This is a genomic window from Pseudomonas alkylphenolica (genome assembly GCF_016009175.1).
GTDB classification, from domain to species: Bacteria; Pseudomonadota; Gammaproteobacteria; order Pseudomonadales; family Pseudomonadaceae; genus Aquipseudomonas; species Aquipseudomonas alkylphenolica_B.
This window is the reverse complement of record NZ_JADUCM010000024.1, coordinates 1-18165: the sequence shown is the minus strand read 5'-3', so window position 1 is coordinate 18165 and position 18165 is coordinate 1. Positions and strand designations below refer to the sequence as shown.

General features: G+C 62.6%; 16 protein-coding genes. 9 read left to right on the top strand and 7 right to left on the bottom strand.

The features are described 5' to 3' along the window. Nucleotides 1-584 precede the first annotated feature (584 nt). The 4 genes from I5S59_RS18810 to I5S59_RS18795 all read right to left on the bottom strand — a co-directional run bounded on the left by I5S59_RS18810 (nt 585) and on the right by I5S59_RS18795 (nt 5466). On the bottom strand, nt 585-1736 hold the full coding sequence (locus I5S59_RS18810; protein ID WP_197877965.1) for an acyl-CoA dehydrogenase family protein: 1152 nt from the start codon (nt 1734-1736) through the stop codon (nt 585-587). Nucleotides 1737-1752: 16 nt separating this feature from the next. Beyond that, nucleotides 1753-2823, bottom strand: a complete 1071-nt coding sequence (locus I5S59_RS18805; RefSeq protein ID WP_197877964.1) for an enoyl-CoA hydratase/isomerase family protein — start codon at nt 2821-2823, stop codon at nt 1753-1755. A 205-nt stretch (nt 2824-3028) separates the two neighbouring features. Next, a complete protein-coding gene (locus tag I5S59_RS18800; protein ID WP_197877963.1) occupies nt 3029-4036 on the bottom strand; it encodes an aldo/keto reductase in 1008 nt (335 codons plus the stop codon). Nucleotides 4037-4131: 95 nt separating this feature from the next. After that, nucleotides 4132-5466, bottom strand: coding sequence for an MFS transporter (locus I5S59_RS18795; RefSeq protein WP_197877962.1), 1335 nt, complete (start codon nt 5464-5466; stop codon nt 4132-4134). A gap of 161 nt (nt 5467-5627) precedes the next feature. Between I5S59_RS18795 and I5S59_RS18790 the strand changes: the two genes are divergently transcribed. Both I5S59_RS18790 and I5S59_RS18785 read left to right on the top strand, forming a co-directional pair. Further along, complete coding sequence (locus tag I5S59_RS18790; RefSeq protein WP_197877961.1) at nt 5628-6728, top strand: sugar diacid recognition domain-containing protein; 1101 nt, start codon at nt 5628-5630, stop codon at nt 6726-6728. Between the two features lie 104 nt (nt 6729-6832). Next, nucleotides 6833-7978, top strand: coding sequence for a glycerate kinase (locus I5S59_RS18785; RefSeq protein ID WP_197877960.1), 1146 nt, complete (start codon nt 6833-6835; stop codon nt 7976-7978). Here the strand turns inward: I5S59_RS18785 and I5S59_RS18780 are convergent. Continuing rightward, the gene (locus I5S59_RS18780; protein ID WP_197877959.1) at nt 7967-8929 is read right to left on the bottom strand and encodes a site-specific integrase; all 963 of its coding nucleotides are present in this window, start codon (nt 8927-8929) and stop codon (nt 7967-7969) included. The two genes, I5S59_RS18785 and I5S59_RS18780, sit on opposite strands and share 12 nt — an antisense overlap. 92 nt (nt 8930-9021) lie before the next feature. After that, entirely contained in the window at nt 9022-9486 is a 465-nt protein-coding gene (locus I5S59_RS18775; protein ID WP_197877958.1) for a glycine zipper 2TM domain-containing protein, read from the bottom strand. A gap of 167 nt (nt 9487-9653) precedes the next feature. Here I5S59_RS18775 and I5S59_RS18770 point away from each other — a divergent pair, with 167 nt between their 5' ends. After that, nucleotides 9654-10439: an SDR family oxidoreductase gene (locus I5S59_RS18770; RefSeq protein ID WP_197877957.1), complete on the top strand. Its 786-nt coding sequence runs from the start codon at nt 9654-9656 to the stop codon at nt 10437-10439. A gap of 68 nt (nt 10440-10507) precedes the next feature. Here the strand turns inward: I5S59_RS18770 and I5S59_RS18765 are convergent, their stop codons facing one another. Next, entirely contained in the window at nt 10508-11494 is a 987-nt protein-coding gene (locus I5S59_RS18765) for a zinc-binding dehydrogenase (protein ID WP_197877956.1), read from the bottom strand. A gap of 282 nt (nt 11495-11776) precedes the next feature. Between I5S59_RS18765 and I5S59_RS18760 the strand changes: the two genes are divergently transcribed. The 6 genes from I5S59_RS18760 (at nt 11777) to I5S59_RS18735 (ending at nt 17984) form a co-directional block, all read left to right on the top strand. Then, the gene (locus I5S59_RS18760; protein ID WP_197877955.1) at nt 11777-12748 is read left to right on the top strand and encodes a DNA-binding protein; all 972 of its coding nucleotides are present in this window, start codon (nt 11777-11779) and stop codon (nt 12746-12748) included. A gap of 155 nt (nt 12749-12903) precedes the next feature. Next, on the top strand, nt 12904-14223 hold the full coding sequence (locus I5S59_RS18755) for a flavin-containing monooxygenase (RefSeq protein WP_197877954.1): 1320 nt from the start codon (nt 12904-12906) through the stop codon (nt 14221-14223). Then, nucleotides 14223-14633, top strand: coding sequence for a RidA family protein (locus I5S59_RS18750; protein WP_007924833.1), 411 nt, complete (start codon nt 14223-14225; stop codon nt 14631-14633). The genes I5S59_RS18755 and I5S59_RS18750 overlap by 1 nt, the downstream gene beginning before the upstream one ends. 10 nt (nt 14634-14643) lie before the next feature. Beyond that, on the top strand, nt 14644-15318 hold the full coding sequence (locus tag I5S59_RS18745) for a DUF1028 domain-containing protein (protein WP_197877953.1): 675 nt from the start codon (nt 14644-14646) through the stop codon (nt 15316-15318). Beyond that, complete coding sequence (argE, locus tag I5S59_RS18740; RefSeq protein WP_197877952.1) at nt 15311-16474, top strand: acetylornithine deacetylase; 1164 nt, start codon at nt 15311-15313, stop codon at nt 16472-16474. The genes I5S59_RS18745 and argE overlap by 8 nt, the downstream gene beginning before the upstream one ends. Nucleotides 16475-16490: 16 nt before the next feature. After that, nucleotides 16491-17984: an aldehyde dehydrogenase gene (locus I5S59_RS18735; protein ID WP_197877951.1), complete on the top strand. Its 1494-nt coding sequence runs from the start codon at nt 16491-16493 to the stop codon at nt 17982-17984. Nucleotides 17985-18165 lie beyond the last annotated feature (181 nt).

The window sequence follows — 18165 nt, the reverse complement described above, 5'->3', positions numbered from 1 at the left end:
TGTTCGACAGTTGGCCTGATTGGCGTCATGTGTGTGCGTGCCACCAACAAGTGACCGATCGGAGGCGGCAGACTGGCCCGAACGGGATTGGCTAAATCGCCAGGCGGTAAAGTTTGGGTAGCGGTAATAGGTGGTGAAGTTCATGGGGTAATCCTCGTAATCTGTTCGGTTTTCGTGGGGCCTGAAACGCAAAACCCCCGGTCGGGGAGCCGACCGGGGGTTGAGTATTCTCGTATTCGGCGGCCCCTTGAAGTGGGCGCCGGTGTGGGTATCAGCGGCGCCTGTGGCTAAACCAATACCCAAAATAAAACGCAGCGGGAGCGACTGTCGCACACTCGGCCACAGCCAGCTCGGGACGCGTCGAGCGACCTGCGAGTTGAGCGTGAATGAGGGTGGATGGCGACATGGGACTCTCCAGTTGATGGGTTCGAGCTTACTTCAGGCTTTGCTGTGGTTTCAATGGCTAATTTGCATTAGTTCGATAAGTCCCGACTATCGTCGCAGGTAATCGAGGTGATTGATGTCGTCGATGCAATCCTTTGATTTTCCGCCAACGACCATCCGGCGGGCGTGCGCGGAACTGATTACAAAGCGTAGTGCTTCAACTCCCGCGCAATCAGCATGCGCTGGATCTCGCTGGACCCCTCATAGATCTGGGTAATCCGCGCATCGCGGTAATAGCGTTCCACTGGGTAATCCTCCAGATAACCATAGCCGCCGTGCACCTGAATGGCCTTGGAGCACACACGCTCGGCCATTTCCGACGCGAACAGCTTGGCTTGTGACGCTTCGCTCAGGCACGGCTTGCCGGCACTGCGCAAGCGCGCCGCATGGAGGATCAGCAGGCGTGCGGCATTGATCTGCACCTGCATGTCGGCCAGCAGATTGGCGATGCTCTGGTGTTCATTGATCGGCTTGCCGAACTGGATGCGGTCACGCGAATAGGCCAGCGCCGCCTCAAAGGCTGCGCGGGCAATGCCCAGTGCCTGCGCGGCGATGCCGATACGGCCGCCTTCAAGGTTGGACAGGGCAATGGCCAGGCCCTTACCACGCTCGCCGAGCATGTTGGCGGCCGGGATGCGGCAGTTGTTCAAGGTGACCGCGCAGGTGTCGGAAGCACGAATACCCATTTTGTGTTCGCTGCGATCGACCACAAAGCCTTCGTTGTCGGTAGGCACCAGGAACGCCGAGATGCCTTTTTTACCGAGGTCCGGGTCGGTCACGGCAAAGACGATGGCCAGGCCGGCGCGACGCGCGTTGCTGACAAACTGTTTGGCGCCATTGATGACCCAGTGATCACCCTGCAGTTCTGCGCGCGTGCGCAGGTTGTGCGCCTCGGAGCCGGCCTGCGGTTCGGTCAGGCAGAAGCAGCCAATTACGTCACCGCTCGCCAGGCGCTCCAGCCAGGTTTGTTGCTGTTCGGCGCTGCCGTAGGCTAGCAGCGGGCCGCAGCCTACCGAGTTGTGGATGCTCATCAGGGCGCCGGTGGCGCCATCGCCAGCGGCGATTTCCTCTACGGCCAAGGCGTAGGCGACGTAGTCGGTGTAGCTGCCGCCCCATTGCTCGGGGACGACCATGCCAAGCAGGCCCAGTTCGCCCATTTTCTTGACCACTTGATCATCGATCCAGCCGGCTTTCTCCCAGGCCTGGGCAAACGGCGCGATTTCGCCACGGGCAAAGTCGCGCGCCATGTCGCGGATCATGATCTGTTCTTCTGTCAGTTCCAGGTCTTGCATCTGCGTACTCCAGGCCTCAGAGGCCTTCGAAGAATTGATCCACGCGAGAACGGGTGAGGCCGGCGAGGGTGGCCGGGTTCCAGCGCGGCTGCTTGTCCTTGTCGATGATCAGGGCCCGCACGCCTTCGATCAGGTCGCCATGTTCGAACCATTGCTGGTCCAGGTGCAGCTCCATCTTGAAGCAGTCTTCCAGGCTCAGGTGGCGCCCACGACGGAGCATTTCCAGGGGGACCGCCATGCCCAACGGCGAACGGGTTTCCAGCAGGTCAGCGGTTTTCACCGCCCAGTCGTGGCTGTCGGCAATGGTTACGCTACGCAACTGTTCAACAATACTGCTGACATCGGGCAGGGCGAAGAAGTGGTCGATGACCGGGCGCAGCTTGGCCAGCGGCGCATCCTCCAGCAACTGGGTGCCAAGCTTGGCCAGCACGCCCTGCAGGTCTTTGAGCGGGTATTCAGTAAAGCTCAAGGCATCAAGGCGCTCATCGAGCTGGGCCAGTTTGCTGCTGTCCAGGTACCAGTCGGCGAGGCCGCAATACAGGGCATCGGCAGCTTGTACCTGCACGCCGCTGACGCCCAGGTATGTACCCAGTTCGCCAGGGATGCGCGACAGGAAGTAACTGCCGCCGACATCCGGGAAATAGCCGATGGCGACTTCGGGCATGGCCAGGCGGCTGCGTTCGGTCACCATCCGCAGCTCGGCACCCTGGGCCAGGCCCATGCCGCCACCCAGAGTAAAACCATCCATCAGCGCCAGAATGGGCTTGCGGTAGTGATGGATGCACAGGTCGAGGGCGTATTCTTCGATAAAGAAATCGCGGTGCAGGCTGTCGCCGGCTTTGTAGCTGTCGTACAGCGAGCGGATGTCGCCCCCGGCACAGAAGCCTTTCGGGCCTTCACCGCGCAACACGACGGCGTGCACTTGAGGGTCGTTCGCCCAGGCGTCGAGTTGCTGCTGAAGGCGGCGAACCATGTCCAGCGTAATGGCGTTGAGGCCGGCAGGACGGTTGAGGGTCAAGTGTCCGATGTGGTTGCGGACCTGGGCCAGAACTGGCGCTTCGGTCGGTGCGTGGACGTGCGCGGTCATCGCTGTCTCCCTGCTTTGTTATTGATTTTCCAGGTGAATTGTCACGGTCTGGATGGACGCTAGAGGATCGCTGGATCCTATCAGTGCAAATTTGCTCAATACAATCGACAAAACTGCAGGCCGAACCTGCATTTTTGCATGGGTGGTCATGCCCTTGGACCGCGCCGTAGAGGGTTTGGTGCACGGGCATGCGTCAATTCTGTGATCAGCGTGGCAGGCGCCCGCTGACGAAGTGGGCGACATCGTTGTAGCCGTGGGTAGAAGCATGTCCCGGGGTTACCAGCGCGTCGATGAAGGCTTCATCTTCGGCGGTGATCGTGACCTCCAGCGCGCCCGCGTAAGTGTCCCACTGCGCTTCGGTGCGTGGCCCGACGATGGCCGAGCTGACCAACTGGTTGTTGAGTACCCAGGCAATGGCGAACTCGACCATGCCCACACCTTTGTTCTCGACATAGGCGTGAATCTTCTGGGCGATGGCCAGCGACGCCGGGCGCCACTCGGTTTCCAGGATGCGTTTGTCTTGCCGCCCGGCGCGGCTGTTGGCATCGGGTGCGGCGTCGGGCGCGTATTTACCGCTGAGCACACCGCGGGCCAGGGGGCTGTACGGCACGATGCCCAGGCCATGGTAAGCCGCAGCATGGAACTGCTCCGGTTCGGCCTGGCGGTTGACGATGTTGTACAGCGGCTGGCTGACGACGGGCGCGGGCACCCCGAGCCGCTCGGCCAGATGGCAGAGCTCGGCAATGCGCCAGCCGCGGAAGTTAGACACGCCCCAATGGCGAATCTTGCCTTGGCGCAGCAGATCGCCCATGGCTGCCACGGTGACTTCCAGTGGCGTGTTGTGGTCTTCGCGGTGCAGGTAATAAATGTCCAGGTAATCGGTGCCCAAGCGGGTCAGGCTGGCTTCGATCGCGTTGAATATATGTTTGCGATTCAAGCCGCTGCGGTTGGGCATACCATCGGCTGGACCAAAGCCGACCTTGCTGGCCAGCACCCATTCATGGCGGTTGCGGGCAATGGCTTCGCCGACGATTTCCTCACTGTGCCCGGCGTTGTACACGTCGGCAGTGTCGATGAAGTTGATGCCCTGGTCCCAGGCTTTATCGATGATACGCAGGGAGTCTTCGGTGCTGGTCTGTTCGCCGAACATCATGCTGCCCAAGGTCAGGGCGGACACTTGCAGGCCGCTGCGGCCCAATGGACGGTAGATCATGATCGAGAATCCTTGGCGAGGGGGATCCGACCTGTTTTACACAGTTCTACCGGGGATGAACAGCATCGCCGGCCGTGCCGGCGATGCAATTCTGCTTAGTTGGCCTGTTCGCCTACCAAGCCTGTAGCCCGCGACCGAGACACGCGCAAGGCCACCAGGCTGCCGACCACGATCAAGCCGGCCAGCGAGTACAGGGCGGCGTCGGTAGAGCCGGTCTGGTCTTTGATGAAACCCACCAGGTACGGGCTGAGGAAGCCCGCCATTTGCCCGACCGAGTTGATGATCGCCAGGCCCGCAACGGCGGTACCGGCGCTGAGCAGGGCGGTAGGCATCGGCCAGAACATCGGCAGGCCGGTGAGGGCGCCCATGGTCGCGATGCTCAAACCGACAATGGCAATCACCGGGTTATGGGCGAAGTTCACCGCGATCAGCAGGCCGATGGCACCCATCAGCATCGGTACTACCAAATGCCAGCGGCGCTCGTTGCGCAAGTCCGCCGAGCGGCCGACCAGCAGCATGAAGACACCGGCAAGCAGGTACGGGATCGCACTCAGCCAGCCGATCAGCAGGGCGTCGCTGAAGCCCAGGCTCTTGATGATCGACGGCAGCCAGAAGTTGATCGCGTACACACCGCTCTGAATGCAGAAGTAGACGAAACCGAAGGTCCAGATCATCGGGTTGGTGAACACCGACAACAGGCTGTCGCTGGCAGTAACCGGTTTGCTGGCGGCATCGACGGCCAGGTCATGCTTGATCATGTCCCGCTCTGCCGGGCTCAGCCACTTGGCGGTGGCGTAGCCGTCACTGAGCAGGAAGATGGCGAGGAAGCCGAGCAGCACGGTCGGCAGGCCCTGGATCAGGAACATCCATTGCCAGCCGGCCAGGCCATGCTGGCCGGCGGCGAAGTGGTTGAGGATCCAGCCGGAGAACGGCCCGCCGAGCAAGCCGGAGACCGGAATAGCCGACATGAACAGGGCCATGATCCGTCCACGGCGCGTGGCCGGGAACCAGCGCGAAAGGTACAGGACAATACCGGGGAAGAAGCCCGCTTCGGCGGCACCGGTAAACAGCCGCAGCACGTAGAATTCCATCGGCGTGGTCACGAACAGCAGGCAAGTCGACAACGTGCCCCAGGCGATCATCATCAACGCGATCCAGCGGCGCGGGCCGAAGCGGTTGAGTGCGAGGTTGCTGGGCAGGCCGCACAACACGTAGCCGATGAAGAAAATACCGGCGCCGAGGCCGTAGATGGTTTCGCTGAACTTCAGTGCATCAAGCATCTGCAGCTTGGCAAAGCCAACGTTTACCCGGTCAAGGTAGTTGAACAGGTAGCAGATGAAGATGAAGGGAATCAGCCGCAGGGTGATGCGCCGATACAGCGCATCGCGGGTGACGTCTGGGCCTTGGTCAGGGGCAGGGCTGTATGACATGATTTGCTCTCTTCGTTTATTTTTATCGCCGCAGCCTGCGTCGAGGCGGCTGCTGCGATGAGTCTCGGTGAGCGGACCGTGGCTGTCTTTGTGCTTTTGCACAGCATTTTCAGCGGCCTGCTGTGCCGCGGACCAATCATTGCGACAACAAGGATCCTCCCATGTTCGAACTGGACCATGACCTGGCGCAAGATATCGTCGATCGGGCGATGGCGATTTTGCCCTGTAACGTCAACGTCATGGACAGCCAGGGCCTGATTCTGGGCAGCGGTGAACCGGAGCGCATCAACACCCGCCACGAAGGTGCGCAACTGGTCCTGGCCAACGGCCGTATCGTCGAGCTGGACGTCGAGGCGGCCAAGTGCCTCAAGGGCGTGCAGCCGGGCATCAACCTGCCGCTGTTGCTCGATGGTCGCCTGATGGGCGTTCTGGGCCTGACCGGCGACCCGCAGCACTTACGCACCTACGCGCAACTGGTACGCATGACTGCCGAAATGCTTCTGGCCCAGCGCCATTTGCAGGTAGAGCAGCAATGGCGGCGTCAGCGTTGTGACGACCTGCTCGCGCTGCTGCTGGGCGGCTCCGGCGATTCGCCACGGCTGGTGGATGAAGCCCGCCAGCTGGGACTCAAACCACAACTGCCGCGAATTCCCTGCCTGTTCGAACTGGATGCCGGGCCTGCCGCCGAAGGCTTGGCCAGCTGGCTGATGAGCCGCTACCCGGACAGCTGGTGTGTCAGCCCTGCGCGGCAGTCGCTGCTGTGGTGCCGACCGGCCAGCGTCTCGCTCGAAGAGCTGCGCCTGGTGGAGCGGGTGCAGCGCCATGGCTGGCAGGTACAGCGCCTGGCCACAGGCTCGACGGCACACAGCGTTGATCAATTGCGTCGTGGCTATCGCCGGGTGCGCGATCTGTTGGCCTATGGCCGTGAGGTGCTGCCCGGCGAGCAGATCCTTACCCTTAATCGCTATCGCCTGCCGGCACTGCTGTGGCGTCATCGCAATGACGATGCTCTGGATGAGTTGCTCGAACCGTTGCAGCGCATCCGCGCCAAAGACAACAGCGGTCAGTTGCTGGCGACATTGCGCGCCTGGTGTGCCCACGACGGGCAAAGCCAGGCGTGTGCGGACGCGCTGGGCATCCACCGCAACAGCCTGCGTTATCGGCTGGAGCGTATTGCCGAGCTGAGTGAGGTCGACCCGTTGCGCCTGGAAGGCATGTTGAGCCTGTACCTGGGCCTGCAACTGCTACCCGCGAACGCCTGATTGGGCAAAGTGACCAAAGCGCCGGGCCTGGTGTTGTGCATTCGACAGAAGCCCGCGCGTTGGCTTGCTGTCAGCATGCAGCCATCTGCCGCAGGAGAATTGCCATGAAAATCGTCATCGCCCCCGACTCGTTCAAGGACAGCCTCAGCGCCGAAGGCGTGGCCCAGGCCATTGCTTCAGGGCTTGCCGCAGTCTGGCCTCAGGCAGAGTTGGTCAAATGCCCGATGGCCGACGGCGGTGAAGGCACCATGGAAGCCATTATTGCAGCCTGTCAGGGCGAGCTGCGCCACCAGCAGGTGCAGGGGCCGCTGGGTGAGCCGGTAATGGCCGGTTGGGGCTGGTTGGCCGATAGCCACACGGCAATCATCGAAATGGCCCAGGCCAGCGGCCTGCAACTGCTCGGCGTTGCCGAGCGCGATGCTTGTCGCACCAGCACCTATGGCACCGGCGAGTTGATCAGTGCCGCACTGGATGCCGGCGCACAGCGGGTAATCCTCGCCATTGGCGGCAGTGCCACCAATGATGGTGGCAGCGGAATGTTGCGCGCCTTGGGCATGCGCTTGCTCGATAGCCGTGAGCAGCCGTTGGCGGAAGGTGGCCTGGCATTGAGCCAGTTGGCGCGGGTGGATGCCAGTGCGCTTGACCCCCGGCTGGCCCACGTACAGCTGGAAGTCGCTGCTGACGTTGACAACCCCCTGTGCGGCAGCAACGGCGCCTCGGCGATCTTCGGCCCACAGAAAGGCGCGAGCCCTGAACAGGTACAGTTGCTGGATCAGGCGTTGGGGCATTTTGCCGATCATTGCGCGCAGGTGCTCGATAACGACGTGCGTGACTTTCCTGGCTGTGGCGCTGCCGGCGGCATGGGCTTTGCCGCCAAGGCGTTCATGCAGGCGACCTTCCGCCCCGGCATTGAAGTGGTGGCGGAACTGGCCGGACTGGAAGCGGCGGTGCAGGGCGCTGACCTGGTGATTACCGGCGAAGGGCGCTTCGATGCGCAGACCCTGCGTGGCAAGACGCCGTTTGGTGTGGCCCGCGTCGCGCAACGTCACGGTGTTCCGGTGGTGGTGATCGCCGGCACCCTGGGCGAAGGCTACGAGCAGCTCTATCAGCATGGCATTGACGCTGCGTTTGCCGTGACGGGTGGCCCGATGAGCCTTGAGCAGGCCTGTGGTAACGCCGCTACGTTGCTGCAGGCACGCGCAGGCGATATCGCCCGGCTGTGGTCGTGTGCGCTTCAGTCACGTCGCTGAACGGGTAAGGGCAGCAAGCTCGGCCGGTGCATCGAGCAGGGCCAGTTCACCGAAGGATGCCGACGCGTCGATATAGCGCAGTGCTGATTTGGCATCCTTCCAGCCGACATGGCTCATCAGGGCCTTGATCTCCCAGCCGTTACTGGTCGCCCAGGTGGCAAAGCCGCGACGCAACGAATGGCTGGTGTATAAAGCAGCCGGTACGCCGCCGCGCTCCAGAATGCGTCGAAGCAGGGTAATCAGACTGTTGCTGTTGAGCGCGGTGTCGCCGAGGTTGCCCCAGCGGTCGAGTTTGCGAAACACCGGGCCATGGGCAATGCCCGCTACTTCGATCCATTGCAGGTAGGCCTGAACCGGGCACAGCACTTTAAGCGCCGGCGCCTGATGCCGCGTGCCCACGGCCTGACGGTCACCTTTGCTGCGCGGCAGGTAAATGGACAGGCCGCGGCCGGCTTGCGCCTGTATATGCTCGACCTGCAAGCGCGCCAGTTCATCGCCGCGAAACCCACGCCAAAAGCCGATCAGCAGCAACGCCACATCGCGCCTTGCCCGTAGCAGTTTGCCCAGGTTGTGCTGTTCGCGCGCCAGTCGGGCTTGTGCTTCGAGCACCGTGACGGTCTGCTGCAAGTGTTGAATCTGCAGCGGTGCCGCTTGCCGGGGGTCGGCCGGGTGCAAGGTGCGAATGCCCTTGAGCACCTGGCGCACCAGCGGTGCCTTGGTCGGGTCAGGGAAACCCTGGCTGACATGCCATTGACCGAGGGCTGCCAGCCGTTGCTTCAGGGTGTTGATGGAATGGCTGCCGGCATGATCGGCCAGGTAGCGGGCAATGCTGTCAGCGGTTGCGGGAAGAAAACCGCCCCAGCTCACTTCGAAGTGCGTGACCGCTGCCTGGTAGCTGCGCCGGGTGTTATCCCGGGTAGACGCCTGCAGGTAACGTTCGATGCTGTTCATTGGTGCCGCTGCCCGCCAGGAATACTGTGTGCAGATGGTAAGAGCTTGGCGGCAGCGACGCCATTCAATTCGGCCGTTTAACCGTTACCGATTCAAAGGGAGACACGGCTGGCACCGTTCACGGTCATGATGCGTACGCGATTGCCGACGCGAAACTGCTGGGACGTGTCGACAGCCTGTACGTAGGCGCGGGTACTGCCGTCGTCTTCGCGGACCACGATTTCCACACCCTGGGTGCGGGTGATGCCTTCTTCCACGGCCGAGCCCGCCGCGCCGCCCGCTACACCGCCGAGAATGGTCGCGACAGCACTGCCACGTCCACCGCCGATAGTGCTGCCGGCAATACCGCCGACTGCAGCGCCGGCCAGGGTGCCGATCGGGGTTTTAGTGCCTTCTATCTGCACAGCGCGCAGCGATTCAATGGTGCCCATGCGCACGGTTTGCACGGCGCGGGCGTCGGCGCGGGAATAGGACGAGCCGGACAGGTTGGACGCGCAGCCCGACAGCAGGGCAACGCTGGTGAACAGGGCAGTCAGAAGCAGAGCAGGGCGGTTCATTGTGATGACCTCGCAAGGCGTCAAAAAGGAATGGGGCAAGCTTAAGCCGCCAAGCCTGAACGCCTGCTGAACCTGACCTGAACAGTTACTGAACGAAATGTCTGGGATCCCTGTCAGAATGTCCCCGGTGCAATGTATGACCCGTTAACTCAAGCGAGGAGCAGATCATGGATCTAGGTATCAGCGGCCGCTGGGCAATTGTGTGCGCTGCCAGCCAGGGGCTGGGCAAGGGGTGTGCCGAAGCCCTGGCAGCCGAGGGCGTTAACCTCGTGATCAATGCGCGTACCGCCACCACACTGGAGCAGACAGCTGGCGAGCTGCGCGGCCGGTTCCCGGCAATCGAGGTGCGCCCGGTCGTCGGTGATGTGGCCGATCCGGCGGTACGCCACGCGTTGCTTGCTGCCTGCCCCCAGGTCGACATCCTGGTCAACAATGCCGGCGGCCCACCGCCGGGCGATTTCCGTGACTGGAGCCGGGAGGATTGGCTCAAGGCTCTGGACGCCAACATGCTCACGCCTATCGAACTGATCAAGGCGGTGGTCGACGGCATGGCCGAGCGCGGCTTTGGGCGGGTGGTGAACATTACCTCGGGCGCGGTGAAGGCGCCGATTGACATTCTCGGTCTGTCCAACGGTGCGCGTAGTGGCCTGACCGGCTTCATCGCCGGACTCGCTCGTCAGCAACGCCTGGCCGGGCACAATGTGACGCTGAACAACCTGCTGCCAGGTGCGTTCGACACGGCACGCCTGCAAAAGACCCTGCAGGCCGCAAGCAAGGTTGGTGGTGATCTGCAGGCAACCACCGAGGCGCGCCGCCAGGCGATCCCGGCGGCACGCTTCGGCAGTGCCGAGGAATTTGGCGCGTATTGTGCGTTCCTGTGCAGCCGCCACGGTGGCTACATCACCGGGCAGAACTTGCTGATTGATGGCGGGGCTTACCCTGGGACCTTCTGATCCCCGGTGTTTGAAAGAAGGCCGATGGCCCTGGGCCGTCGGCTCTCACCCATATGTACGCTGGTGGGTTACACCAGGTGTGTCACCCACTTGCCGGGCGTGCTGCCATCCTTGAGCTGGCGCAACGCCTGTGGCAGTGCGTCGAACGCAAAATCCAGACGGTGCGGCGCCAACAGGCGGCCATCGGCAACCTGTTGCAGCAAACGCTCCCCTTCAACCTTCAACGCCTGACGATCAAGCAGCCGTCCGTGGGCGTGAATGCTGTTGAGTGCAACTTCATGAAGCGAAATCGCCGTGCTGAAGGCGGGTAGTGGCGCGTTTTCCTGACGGTCCTGGATGCACACCAGATGGCCGTTGTAACCCAGCAGGTAAGCCAGGCTTGCGGCATGCACACCACTGACAGTGTCAAACACCGCGTGCAATGGGCGCTCGCCGAGGGCTGTCTGAACGTCTGCCTGCCAGTCATTGGTGCGGTAATCGAAAACGCCGACTGCACCGAGCTGCTTGAGGCGCGCATGGTGCTTTTCACTCGCCGTGGCCCACACCTGCCAGCCTTGCTGCGCCGCTAACTGAACAAGATAGAAGCCCACCGAGCCGCCTGCGCCGACCACCAGTACATCACGAGACGCACCGTTGGCGATCTTGGCCAGCGCTTGCCAGGCAGTCAGCCCCGGGCAAGGCACGGCAGCGGCTGCAGTGGCTTCGAGGTTGGCCGGAATGTGCATCACCAGGTCCGCATCGAGCAGGCAGTACTCGGCAAAGCTGCCGTCGCGGGACAACGTCTGGTGGTAAGCGACGCGGGTGCCCAGCGGCAGGTTGGCACCCTCGCCGACGGCACTGACGACCCCGGCGCCATCCACGCCTGGAACAGTACCCTGATGCCAGTCGGCATGGCCCCATTCACAGATCTTCCAGTCCACCGGGTTGAGGGCAATGGCCTGGTTCGCCACCAGGACCTGGCCGGGGCCGGGTTTGGGCATGGGTTTGTCGATGAGCTTGAGGCCTTCAAGGCCGGCGCCCGGGGTCCAGCCCCAGGCACGATACGTGTTGGACATGACGAATCCTCTTGGGTGCAAGCGCAAAGGGTAGCGGTGCGTGGCGCATGGATACAGACGGCCCGGGACAAAAGAGTGTTGATTTGAAGGCATCAATTGCAAAGGCGCACGGCGTTGGCCTTGGGGGCTGTCGGCGACACTTTTGTGCTGCTTTTGGGCTGTAACATGCGATAAGCCGTGATTATTTGATCTTAGAAAGCTGTTTTGAAGGCGCGATTTTTATCATTGAGATACCATGTAAATACATAGTACATACCACATTACGAAATAGTAGGAGTAACCATGGCCCGCGGCGGTATCAACAAGGCAGTCGTGCAGAAAGCCCGCCAGGCGCTGCTGGCCCGCGGGGTCCATCCGAGCATCGATGCAGTACGTATCGAACTGGGCAATACCGGCTCGAAAACCACCATTCACCGGTACCTGAAAGAGCTCGACAACCAGTTCCCGGCCAAGCCGGTGAGCGCGCCCAACCTCAGTGACGCGCTGGCGACATTGGTCGAGCAGTTGGCCGAACAGGTGCGCGAAGAAGGAGAGGCGCGTATCGAGGAAGCGCGCAGTGCGTTCGAGGCCGAGCGACAAACGCTCCTGGCTCAGGTACGGATCAGCCAGCAGGCCTTGGCGGCGCTGCAACAGCAGCATGAAATCCAGGCGGCGGCGCTCGCCAGCGAGTCTGCCGAGTTGTCCACCACCCGCAGCACCTTGCAAACCGAGCAAACCCGCAATGCCACACTCAACCAGGCGGTGGGCGAACTGAACCTGCGCCTCACCGAGAAAGACGAGCAGATAGCGTCGCTGGAAGACAAGCACCAGCACGCCCGCGATGCCCTGGAGCACTACCGCAATGCCAGCCGCGAACAGCGCGACCAGGACCAGCGTCGTCACGAGGCGCAGGTGCAGCAGTTGCAGGTAGAGGTACGTCAGCTGCAGCAAACCCTGATCGTCAAACAGGACGAGCTGACCCGGCTGAACCGCGACAACGAAGGTTTCCTGGTGCAGATCCGCACGCTCAAGGATGCCCAGCGTACACTCAAGACCCAGAATGACCGGCGCCAGGCACAGATCCAGGGGCTGGAGGTGAACCTGGCGCAACTCAATGGTTCACGCGATGAGCTGGAGAAACAGAACCAGAACCTGGCACTGAGTCTGGCTGAGCGGGTGACCGAGCTGCGCCAGCAATTGCAGCTGATCGGCAAGCAAGAAGCCCAGCTGCGTCTGGCCGAACTGGCCCGCGAGCAACTTCAGGGAAAGGACTGATACAAAGGCGCGTGGCGCCGCCTCTGACCACCCCATAGTTTTTTACTGTGCTGCGACCACATAAATCATAATTTCGCGTTTCAGCGTCTGCTCACAGAATGCGTCCTACACCCACCCACGGTCATCCCCGTGGGTAACCTCAGTAGGGCGCAGCGATGACAAACAATAAGACTGTAATAGACACGCTTGTAGTGGGCGCCGGGCAAGCCGGTGTGGCCATGAGCGAACACCTGAGCCGACTCGGCGTCCCGCACCTGGTGCTGGAGCGCAACCGTATCGCTGAAGCCTGGCGCACCGGGCGCTGGGACTCACTGGTTGCCAATGGCCCGGCCTGGCATGACCGCTTCCCGGGCCTTGAATTCGAAGGCCTCGACCCCGATGCGTTCGCCGGCAAGGACCAGGTTGCCGACTATTTCGAAGCCTATGCAAAAAAATTCAACGCCCCGGTGCGTACCGGCGTTGAAGTCACCAAAGTAGAACGTAACGTCGGCCGCCCGGGCTTTACCCTTGAAACCTCCGACGGCGTCATCGAGGCCAACAATGTCGTGGTCGCCACCGGCCCGTTCCAGCGCCCGCTGATTCCTGCGATTGCGCCAGCCGATGGCACCGCAACCCAGATCCACTCCGCGCAATACCGTAACCCGCAACAGCTGGCCGCAGGCGCCGTGCTTGTGGTCGGTGCCGGTTCTTCTGGCGTGCAGATCGCCGACGAACTGCAACGTGCAGGAAAACAGGTGTACCTCTCGGTCGGTGCCCATGACCGTCCACCACGCGCCTACCGCAACCGTGATTTCTGCTGGTGGTTGGGCGTGCTTGGTTTGTGGGATGCCGAAGGTGTGCAGCCAGGTAAAGAGCACGTCACCATCGCTGTCAGCGGTGCGCGCGGTGGCCATACCGTGGACTTCCGCCGCCTGGCGCAGCAAGGCGTGACCCTGGTGGGCCTGACCAAGGCTTTCAATGGCGACGTGGTGAGCTTCGAGTCGAACCTGGCCGAGAACATCGCTCGCGGAGACGAAAATTACCTGGCACTGCTCGACGCTGCCGACGCTTATATCGAGGCCAACGGGCTGGACCTGCCGCTGGAACCCGAGGCGCGAATCATGCTGCCCGATCCGCCGTGCATGACCCACCCGATCCTTGAACTGGCCCTGAGCACGGCCGGTGTCACCACGGTGATCTGGGCCACCGGCGATAGCGTCGATTACGACTGGCTGAAGGTCAATGCCTTCAAGGCCGACGGCAAACCGCAGCATCAACGCGGCGTCAGCAGCGAGCCTGGCATCTACTTTGTTGGCCTGCCATGGCTGGCGCGGCGGGGCTCGGCGTTTATCTGGGGCGTGTGGCATGACGCCCGGCACATCGCCGAACACATCATCAAACAGCGCGCCTATTTCGATTACCGGGACGCCTCGCAGCGTCAGGCCGACACCACCAAGACACCCCTCAAAACCGCCAGCCTGCTGGGAGCCCGTTGATGCCTACTCATACCCGTATCCGCATGTTCAACACCAAGGACACCTACCCGAACCAGTCCCTGGACAACGACCTGTGCCAGGCGGTGCGTGCCGGTAACACCGTGTACGTGCGCGGCCAGGTCGGCACCGACTTCAACGGGCAACTGGTAGGCCTCGGCGATCCCCGTGCGCAGGCCGAACAAGCCATGCGCAACGTCAAGCAGCTGCTGGAAGAGGCGGGCAGTGACCTCAGTCACATCGTCAAGACCACCACCTACCTGATCGACCCGCGCTACCGCGAGCCGGTTTACCAGGAAGTCGGTAAATGGCTCAAAGGCGTTTTCCCGATTTCTACTGGGCTGGTGGTCAGCGCCCTGGGCCAGCCGCAGTGGCTGATGGAAATCGACGTGATCGCGGTCATCCCCGAATAAGGAGCCTGCCATGACCTTTTCCATCGTCGGACGCTGCGCCGAAACCGGCCAGCTGGGCATTGCCATCAGCTCTTCAAGCATTGCCGTGGGGGCTCGCTGCCCCTGGCTGCGCACTGGCGTCGGTGCGGTATCGAGCCAGAACATCACCTTGCCAGCCCTTGGTCCGCAGGTGCTGGATGCGCTGGGTGAAGGGCTGGCGCCGCATCAGGCACTGGACCATGCACTGACCCGTAACGGCTACAGCCAGTATCGCCAGGTCGCGGTCGTCGACGCCCAGGGGCGTACTGCCGTGTTCAGCGGCAACCACACCCTGGGCACACACAACGCCGAGGCCGGCGAGCAGTGTGTGGCTGCCGGCAACCTGCTGGCCAACACGGCGGTGATCGAGCGCATGGTCGCGGCGTTCGAAGCCAGTGAAGGCTGCCTGGCGGCGCGCCTGCTTACGGCGTTGCAAGCCGGGCAGGACGCCGGAGGGGAAGCTGGTGCGGTGCATTCGGCGGCAGTATCGGTGGTCGGCGAGCTGGTCTGGCCGATCGTAGACCTGCGGGTCGACTGGGCCGATGAAAACCCCATCGGCGAGTTGCAAAAGCTCTGGAATGCCTATGAGCCTCAATTGCAGGATTACCTGACGCGCGCACTCAACCCGACGCTGGCACCGAGTTACGGAGTACCGGGTGATGAGTGAGCTGCGTAGCCGTGCATTGCTGGCCAAGCTGATCGGCTTTGCCACGGTTAGCCGCGATTCGAACCTGGCGTTGATCGAGTTCGTCCGCGATTACCTGCACGGCCTGGGTGTCAGCTGCGAGCTGATCTACAACGCCGAGCGTACCAAGGCGAACCTGCTGGCAAGCATTGGCCCGGCGGTGGAAGGCGGTGTGGTGCTTTCGGGCCATACCGATGTGGTACCGGTCGACGGCCAGGCATGGACGGTCGAGCCCTTCTTCATGAGCGAGCGTGACGGCAAGCTCTACGGCCGCGGTGCAGCGGACATGAAGGGTTACCTTGCGTCGGTACTGGCCGCGGTGCCGGTGTTTCTCGCCAGCCCGCTGCAGCGCCCTGTGCACTTGGCGTTTTCGTATGACGAGGAGGTGGGTTGCCTGGGTGTACGCAGCCTGCTGGAGGTGTTGCATCAGCGCATCCCGCAGCCAGCGTTGTGCCTGATTGGCGAGCCCACCGAGCTCAAACCGGTGCTGGGCCACAAGGGCAAGCTGGCCATGCGTTGCCATGTACACGGCGCACCGTGCCATTCGGCCTATGCCCCATATGGTGTGAATGCCATCGAACAGGCGGCGCGACTGATTGGCCGACTGGGTGAAATCGGCCAACGCCTGGCGGCGCCAGAGCACCACGATGCACGCTTCGATCCGGCGTACTCCACGGTACAGGTCGGGGTGATCCAGGGCGGCACGGCCTTGAACATTGTGCCGGCCGACTGCCGCTTCGACTTTGAAGTGCGTGCCTTGCCGGCATTCGAGCCGCAAGCGGTACTCGATGAGTTGCAAACCTACGCCGAGCACACGTTGTTGCCGACCATGCAGGCGGTCAACGCCGAGACCACCATCCGCTTCGAAGCACTGTCGGCGTACCCGGGCCTGGCGACCGCACCGGAAAGTGCCGCCGCGCAACTGATCGCGCAACTGTGTGGCAGCGACGCTTTCAGCACGGTGGCCTTTGGCACCGAAGGCGGCCTGTTTGACCAGGCCGGTATCCCCGCCGTGGTCTGTGGCCCCGGCAGCATGGAACAGGGGCACAAACCCGACGAATACGTCAGTGTCGATCAGATGGCGGCCTGTGACCGCCTGATGGACCGGCTGGCAGCGTACCTCTCCCACAACGGATAACAATAAGGAGTCTGTGGTGAACGATTTCAATGGCTGGACAAGCCTTGCTGCGCAACAGCGGCTGATAGACACCGCGCTGATCGACGGCGAACCGTGCCAGGCGCAAAACGGCGCGCATTTTGATGTGATCAACCCGGCCACCAACCAAGTGCTGGCCCGCGTTGCCGCCTGTGGCCAGGCCGAGGTCGACCAGGCTGTGAAGAGTGCCCGTCGTGCATTCGAACAGGGCCCCTGGGCGAAGATGGCGCCAGGCGAACGCAAAAAAGTACTGCTGCGCCTGTCGCAACTGATGCTCGAACACCGTGACGAACTGGCCTTGCTGGACTCGCTGAGCATGGGCAAGCCGGTCATGGATGCCTGGAACATCGACGTGCCGGGTGCCGCGCATGTGTTCGCCTGGTACGGCGAAAGCCTCGACAAGCTCTATGACCAGGTTGCGCCGACCGCCAGCAACGCACTGGCGACCATCACCCGCGTGCCGCTGGGCGTGATCGCCGCTGTGGTGCCATGGAACTTTCCGCTGGACATGGCTGCATGGAAACTCGCTCCGGCCCTGGCGGCCGGCAACAGCGTGGTACTGAAACCGGCAGAACAGTCGCCGTTTTCGGCCCTGCGCCTGGCTGAACTGGCCCTGGAAGCCGGGATCCCGGCCGGCGTGCTCAACGTAGTACCGGGCCTCGGCGAGGAGGCCGGTCGGGCGCTGGGCCTGCACATGGACGTGGATGCCCTGGTGTTTACCGGCTCCACCGAAGTCGGCAAGTACTTCATGCAGTACGCGGCGCAGTCGAACCTCAAGCAGGTGTGGCTGGAGTGCGGTGGCAAGAGCCCGAACCTGATGTTCGCCGATTGCCAGGACCTCGACCTGGCTGCCGAGAAGGCTGCGTTCGGCATCTTCTTCAACCAGGGCGAAGTCTGCTCGGCCAACTCGCGGCTGCTGGTACAGCGCTCGATCGCCGATGAATTCATCCAGCGCCTGATCGAAAAAGCCCGCGCCTGGCAGCCCGGCAATCCGTTGAATCCGGCCAGTACCGCCGGGGCCATCGTCGATGCGCGCCAGACCCGGCGGATCATGCAGTACATCGAACAGGCCCAGGGCGAGGGTGCCCAGTTGGTGTGTGGTGGCCGCCAGTTGAGTATCGACGGCGCCGACAACTTCATCGAACCGACGATTTTCACCGGCGTCACCGCCGACATGACCCTGGCTCGCGAAGAAGTGTTCGGCCCGGTGTTGGCCGTCACCGTCTTCGACGATGAAGACCAGGCCGTCGCGATTGCCAACGACCACATCTATGGCCTGGCAGCGTCGGTGTGGACCGACGACCTGAACCGCGCGCACCGCGTGGCGCGGCGGCTGAATGCCGGGACAGTGTCGGTGAATACCGTCGATGCCCTGGACGTCACCGTGCCTTTTGGCGGCGGCAAGCAATCGGGTTTTGGCCGGGACCTTTCCCTGCATTCGTTCGACAAGTACACGCAACTGAAAACCACCTGGATTCAGCTGCGCGGCTGAGGGCCTCATCGCAGGCTTCGCCAGCTCCCACAGGATCTGCATGCACTGACCTTTGTGGGAGCTGGCGAAGCCTGCGATGGGCTGCATGGCCGCCCCAGTAGTTGCCACCCCGATCGGCTGTCTCGTTTACACATCGGGCGCTGCCGCCGAATATAGAGGGGTAGCTCTCGGGGGTCGCCGG

Excerpts from the sequence above, each read along its gene's own strand:
- I5S59_RS18795 (WP_197877962.1), bottom strand. The coding sequence starts at position 5,466 with ATGTCATACAGCCCTGCCCCTGACCAAGGCCCAGACGTCACCCGCGAT.
- I5S59_RS18810 (WP_197877965.1), bottom strand. The coding sequence starts at position 1,736 with ATGCAAGACCTGGAACTGACAGAAGAACAGATCATGATCCGCGACATG.
- I5S59_RS18805 (WP_197877964.1), bottom strand. The coding sequence starts at position 2,823 with ATGACCGCGCACGTCCACGCACCGACCGAAGCGCCAGTTCTGGCCCAG.
- I5S59_RS18780 (WP_197877959.1), bottom strand. The coding sequence starts at position 8,929 with ATGAACAGCATCGAACGTTACCTGCAGGCGTCTACCCGGGATAACACC.
- I5S59_RS18785 (WP_197877960.1), top strand. The coding sequence starts at position 6,833 with ATGAAAATCGTCATCGCCCCCGACTCGTTCAAGGACAGCCTCAGCGCC.
- I5S59_RS18800 (WP_197877963.1), bottom strand. The coding sequence starts at position 4,036 with ATGATCTACCGTCCATTGGGCCGCAGCGGCCTGCAAGTGTCCGCCCTG.
- I5S59_RS18765 (WP_197877956.1), bottom strand. The coding sequence starts at position 11,494 with ATGTCCAACACGTATCGTGCCTGGGGCTGGACCCCGGGCGCCGGCCTT.
- I5S59_RS18750 (WP_007924833.1), top strand. The coding sequence starts at position 14,223 with ATGCCTACTCATACCCGTATCCGCATGTTCAACACCAAGGACACCTAC.
- argE (WP_197877952.1), top strand. The coding sequence starts at position 15,311 with ATGAGTGAGCTGCGTAGCCGTGCATTGCTGGCCAAGCTGATCGGCTTT.
- I5S59_RS18745 (WP_197877953.1), top strand. The coding sequence starts at position 14,644 with ATGACCTTTTCCATCGTCGGACGCTGCGCCGAAACCGGCCAGCTGGGC.
- I5S59_RS18775 (WP_197877958.1), bottom strand. The coding sequence starts at position 9,486 with ATGAACCGCCCTGCTCTGCTTCTGACTGCCCTGTTCACCAGCGTTGCC.
- I5S59_RS18760 (WP_197877955.1), top strand. The coding sequence starts at position 11,777 with ATGGCCCGCGGCGGTATCAACAAGGCAGTCGTGCAGAAAGCCCGCCAG.
- I5S59_RS18770 (WP_197877957.1), top strand. The coding sequence starts at position 9,654 with ATGGATCTAGGTATCAGCGGCCGCTGGGCAATTGTGTGCGCTGCCAGC.
- I5S59_RS18790 (WP_197877961.1), top strand. The coding sequence starts at position 5,628 with ATGTTCGAACTGGACCATGACCTGGCGCAAGATATCGTCGATCGGGCG.
- I5S59_RS18755 (WP_197877954.1), top strand. The coding sequence starts at position 12,904 with ATGACAAACAATAAGACTGTAATAGACACGCTTGTAGTGGGCGCCGGG.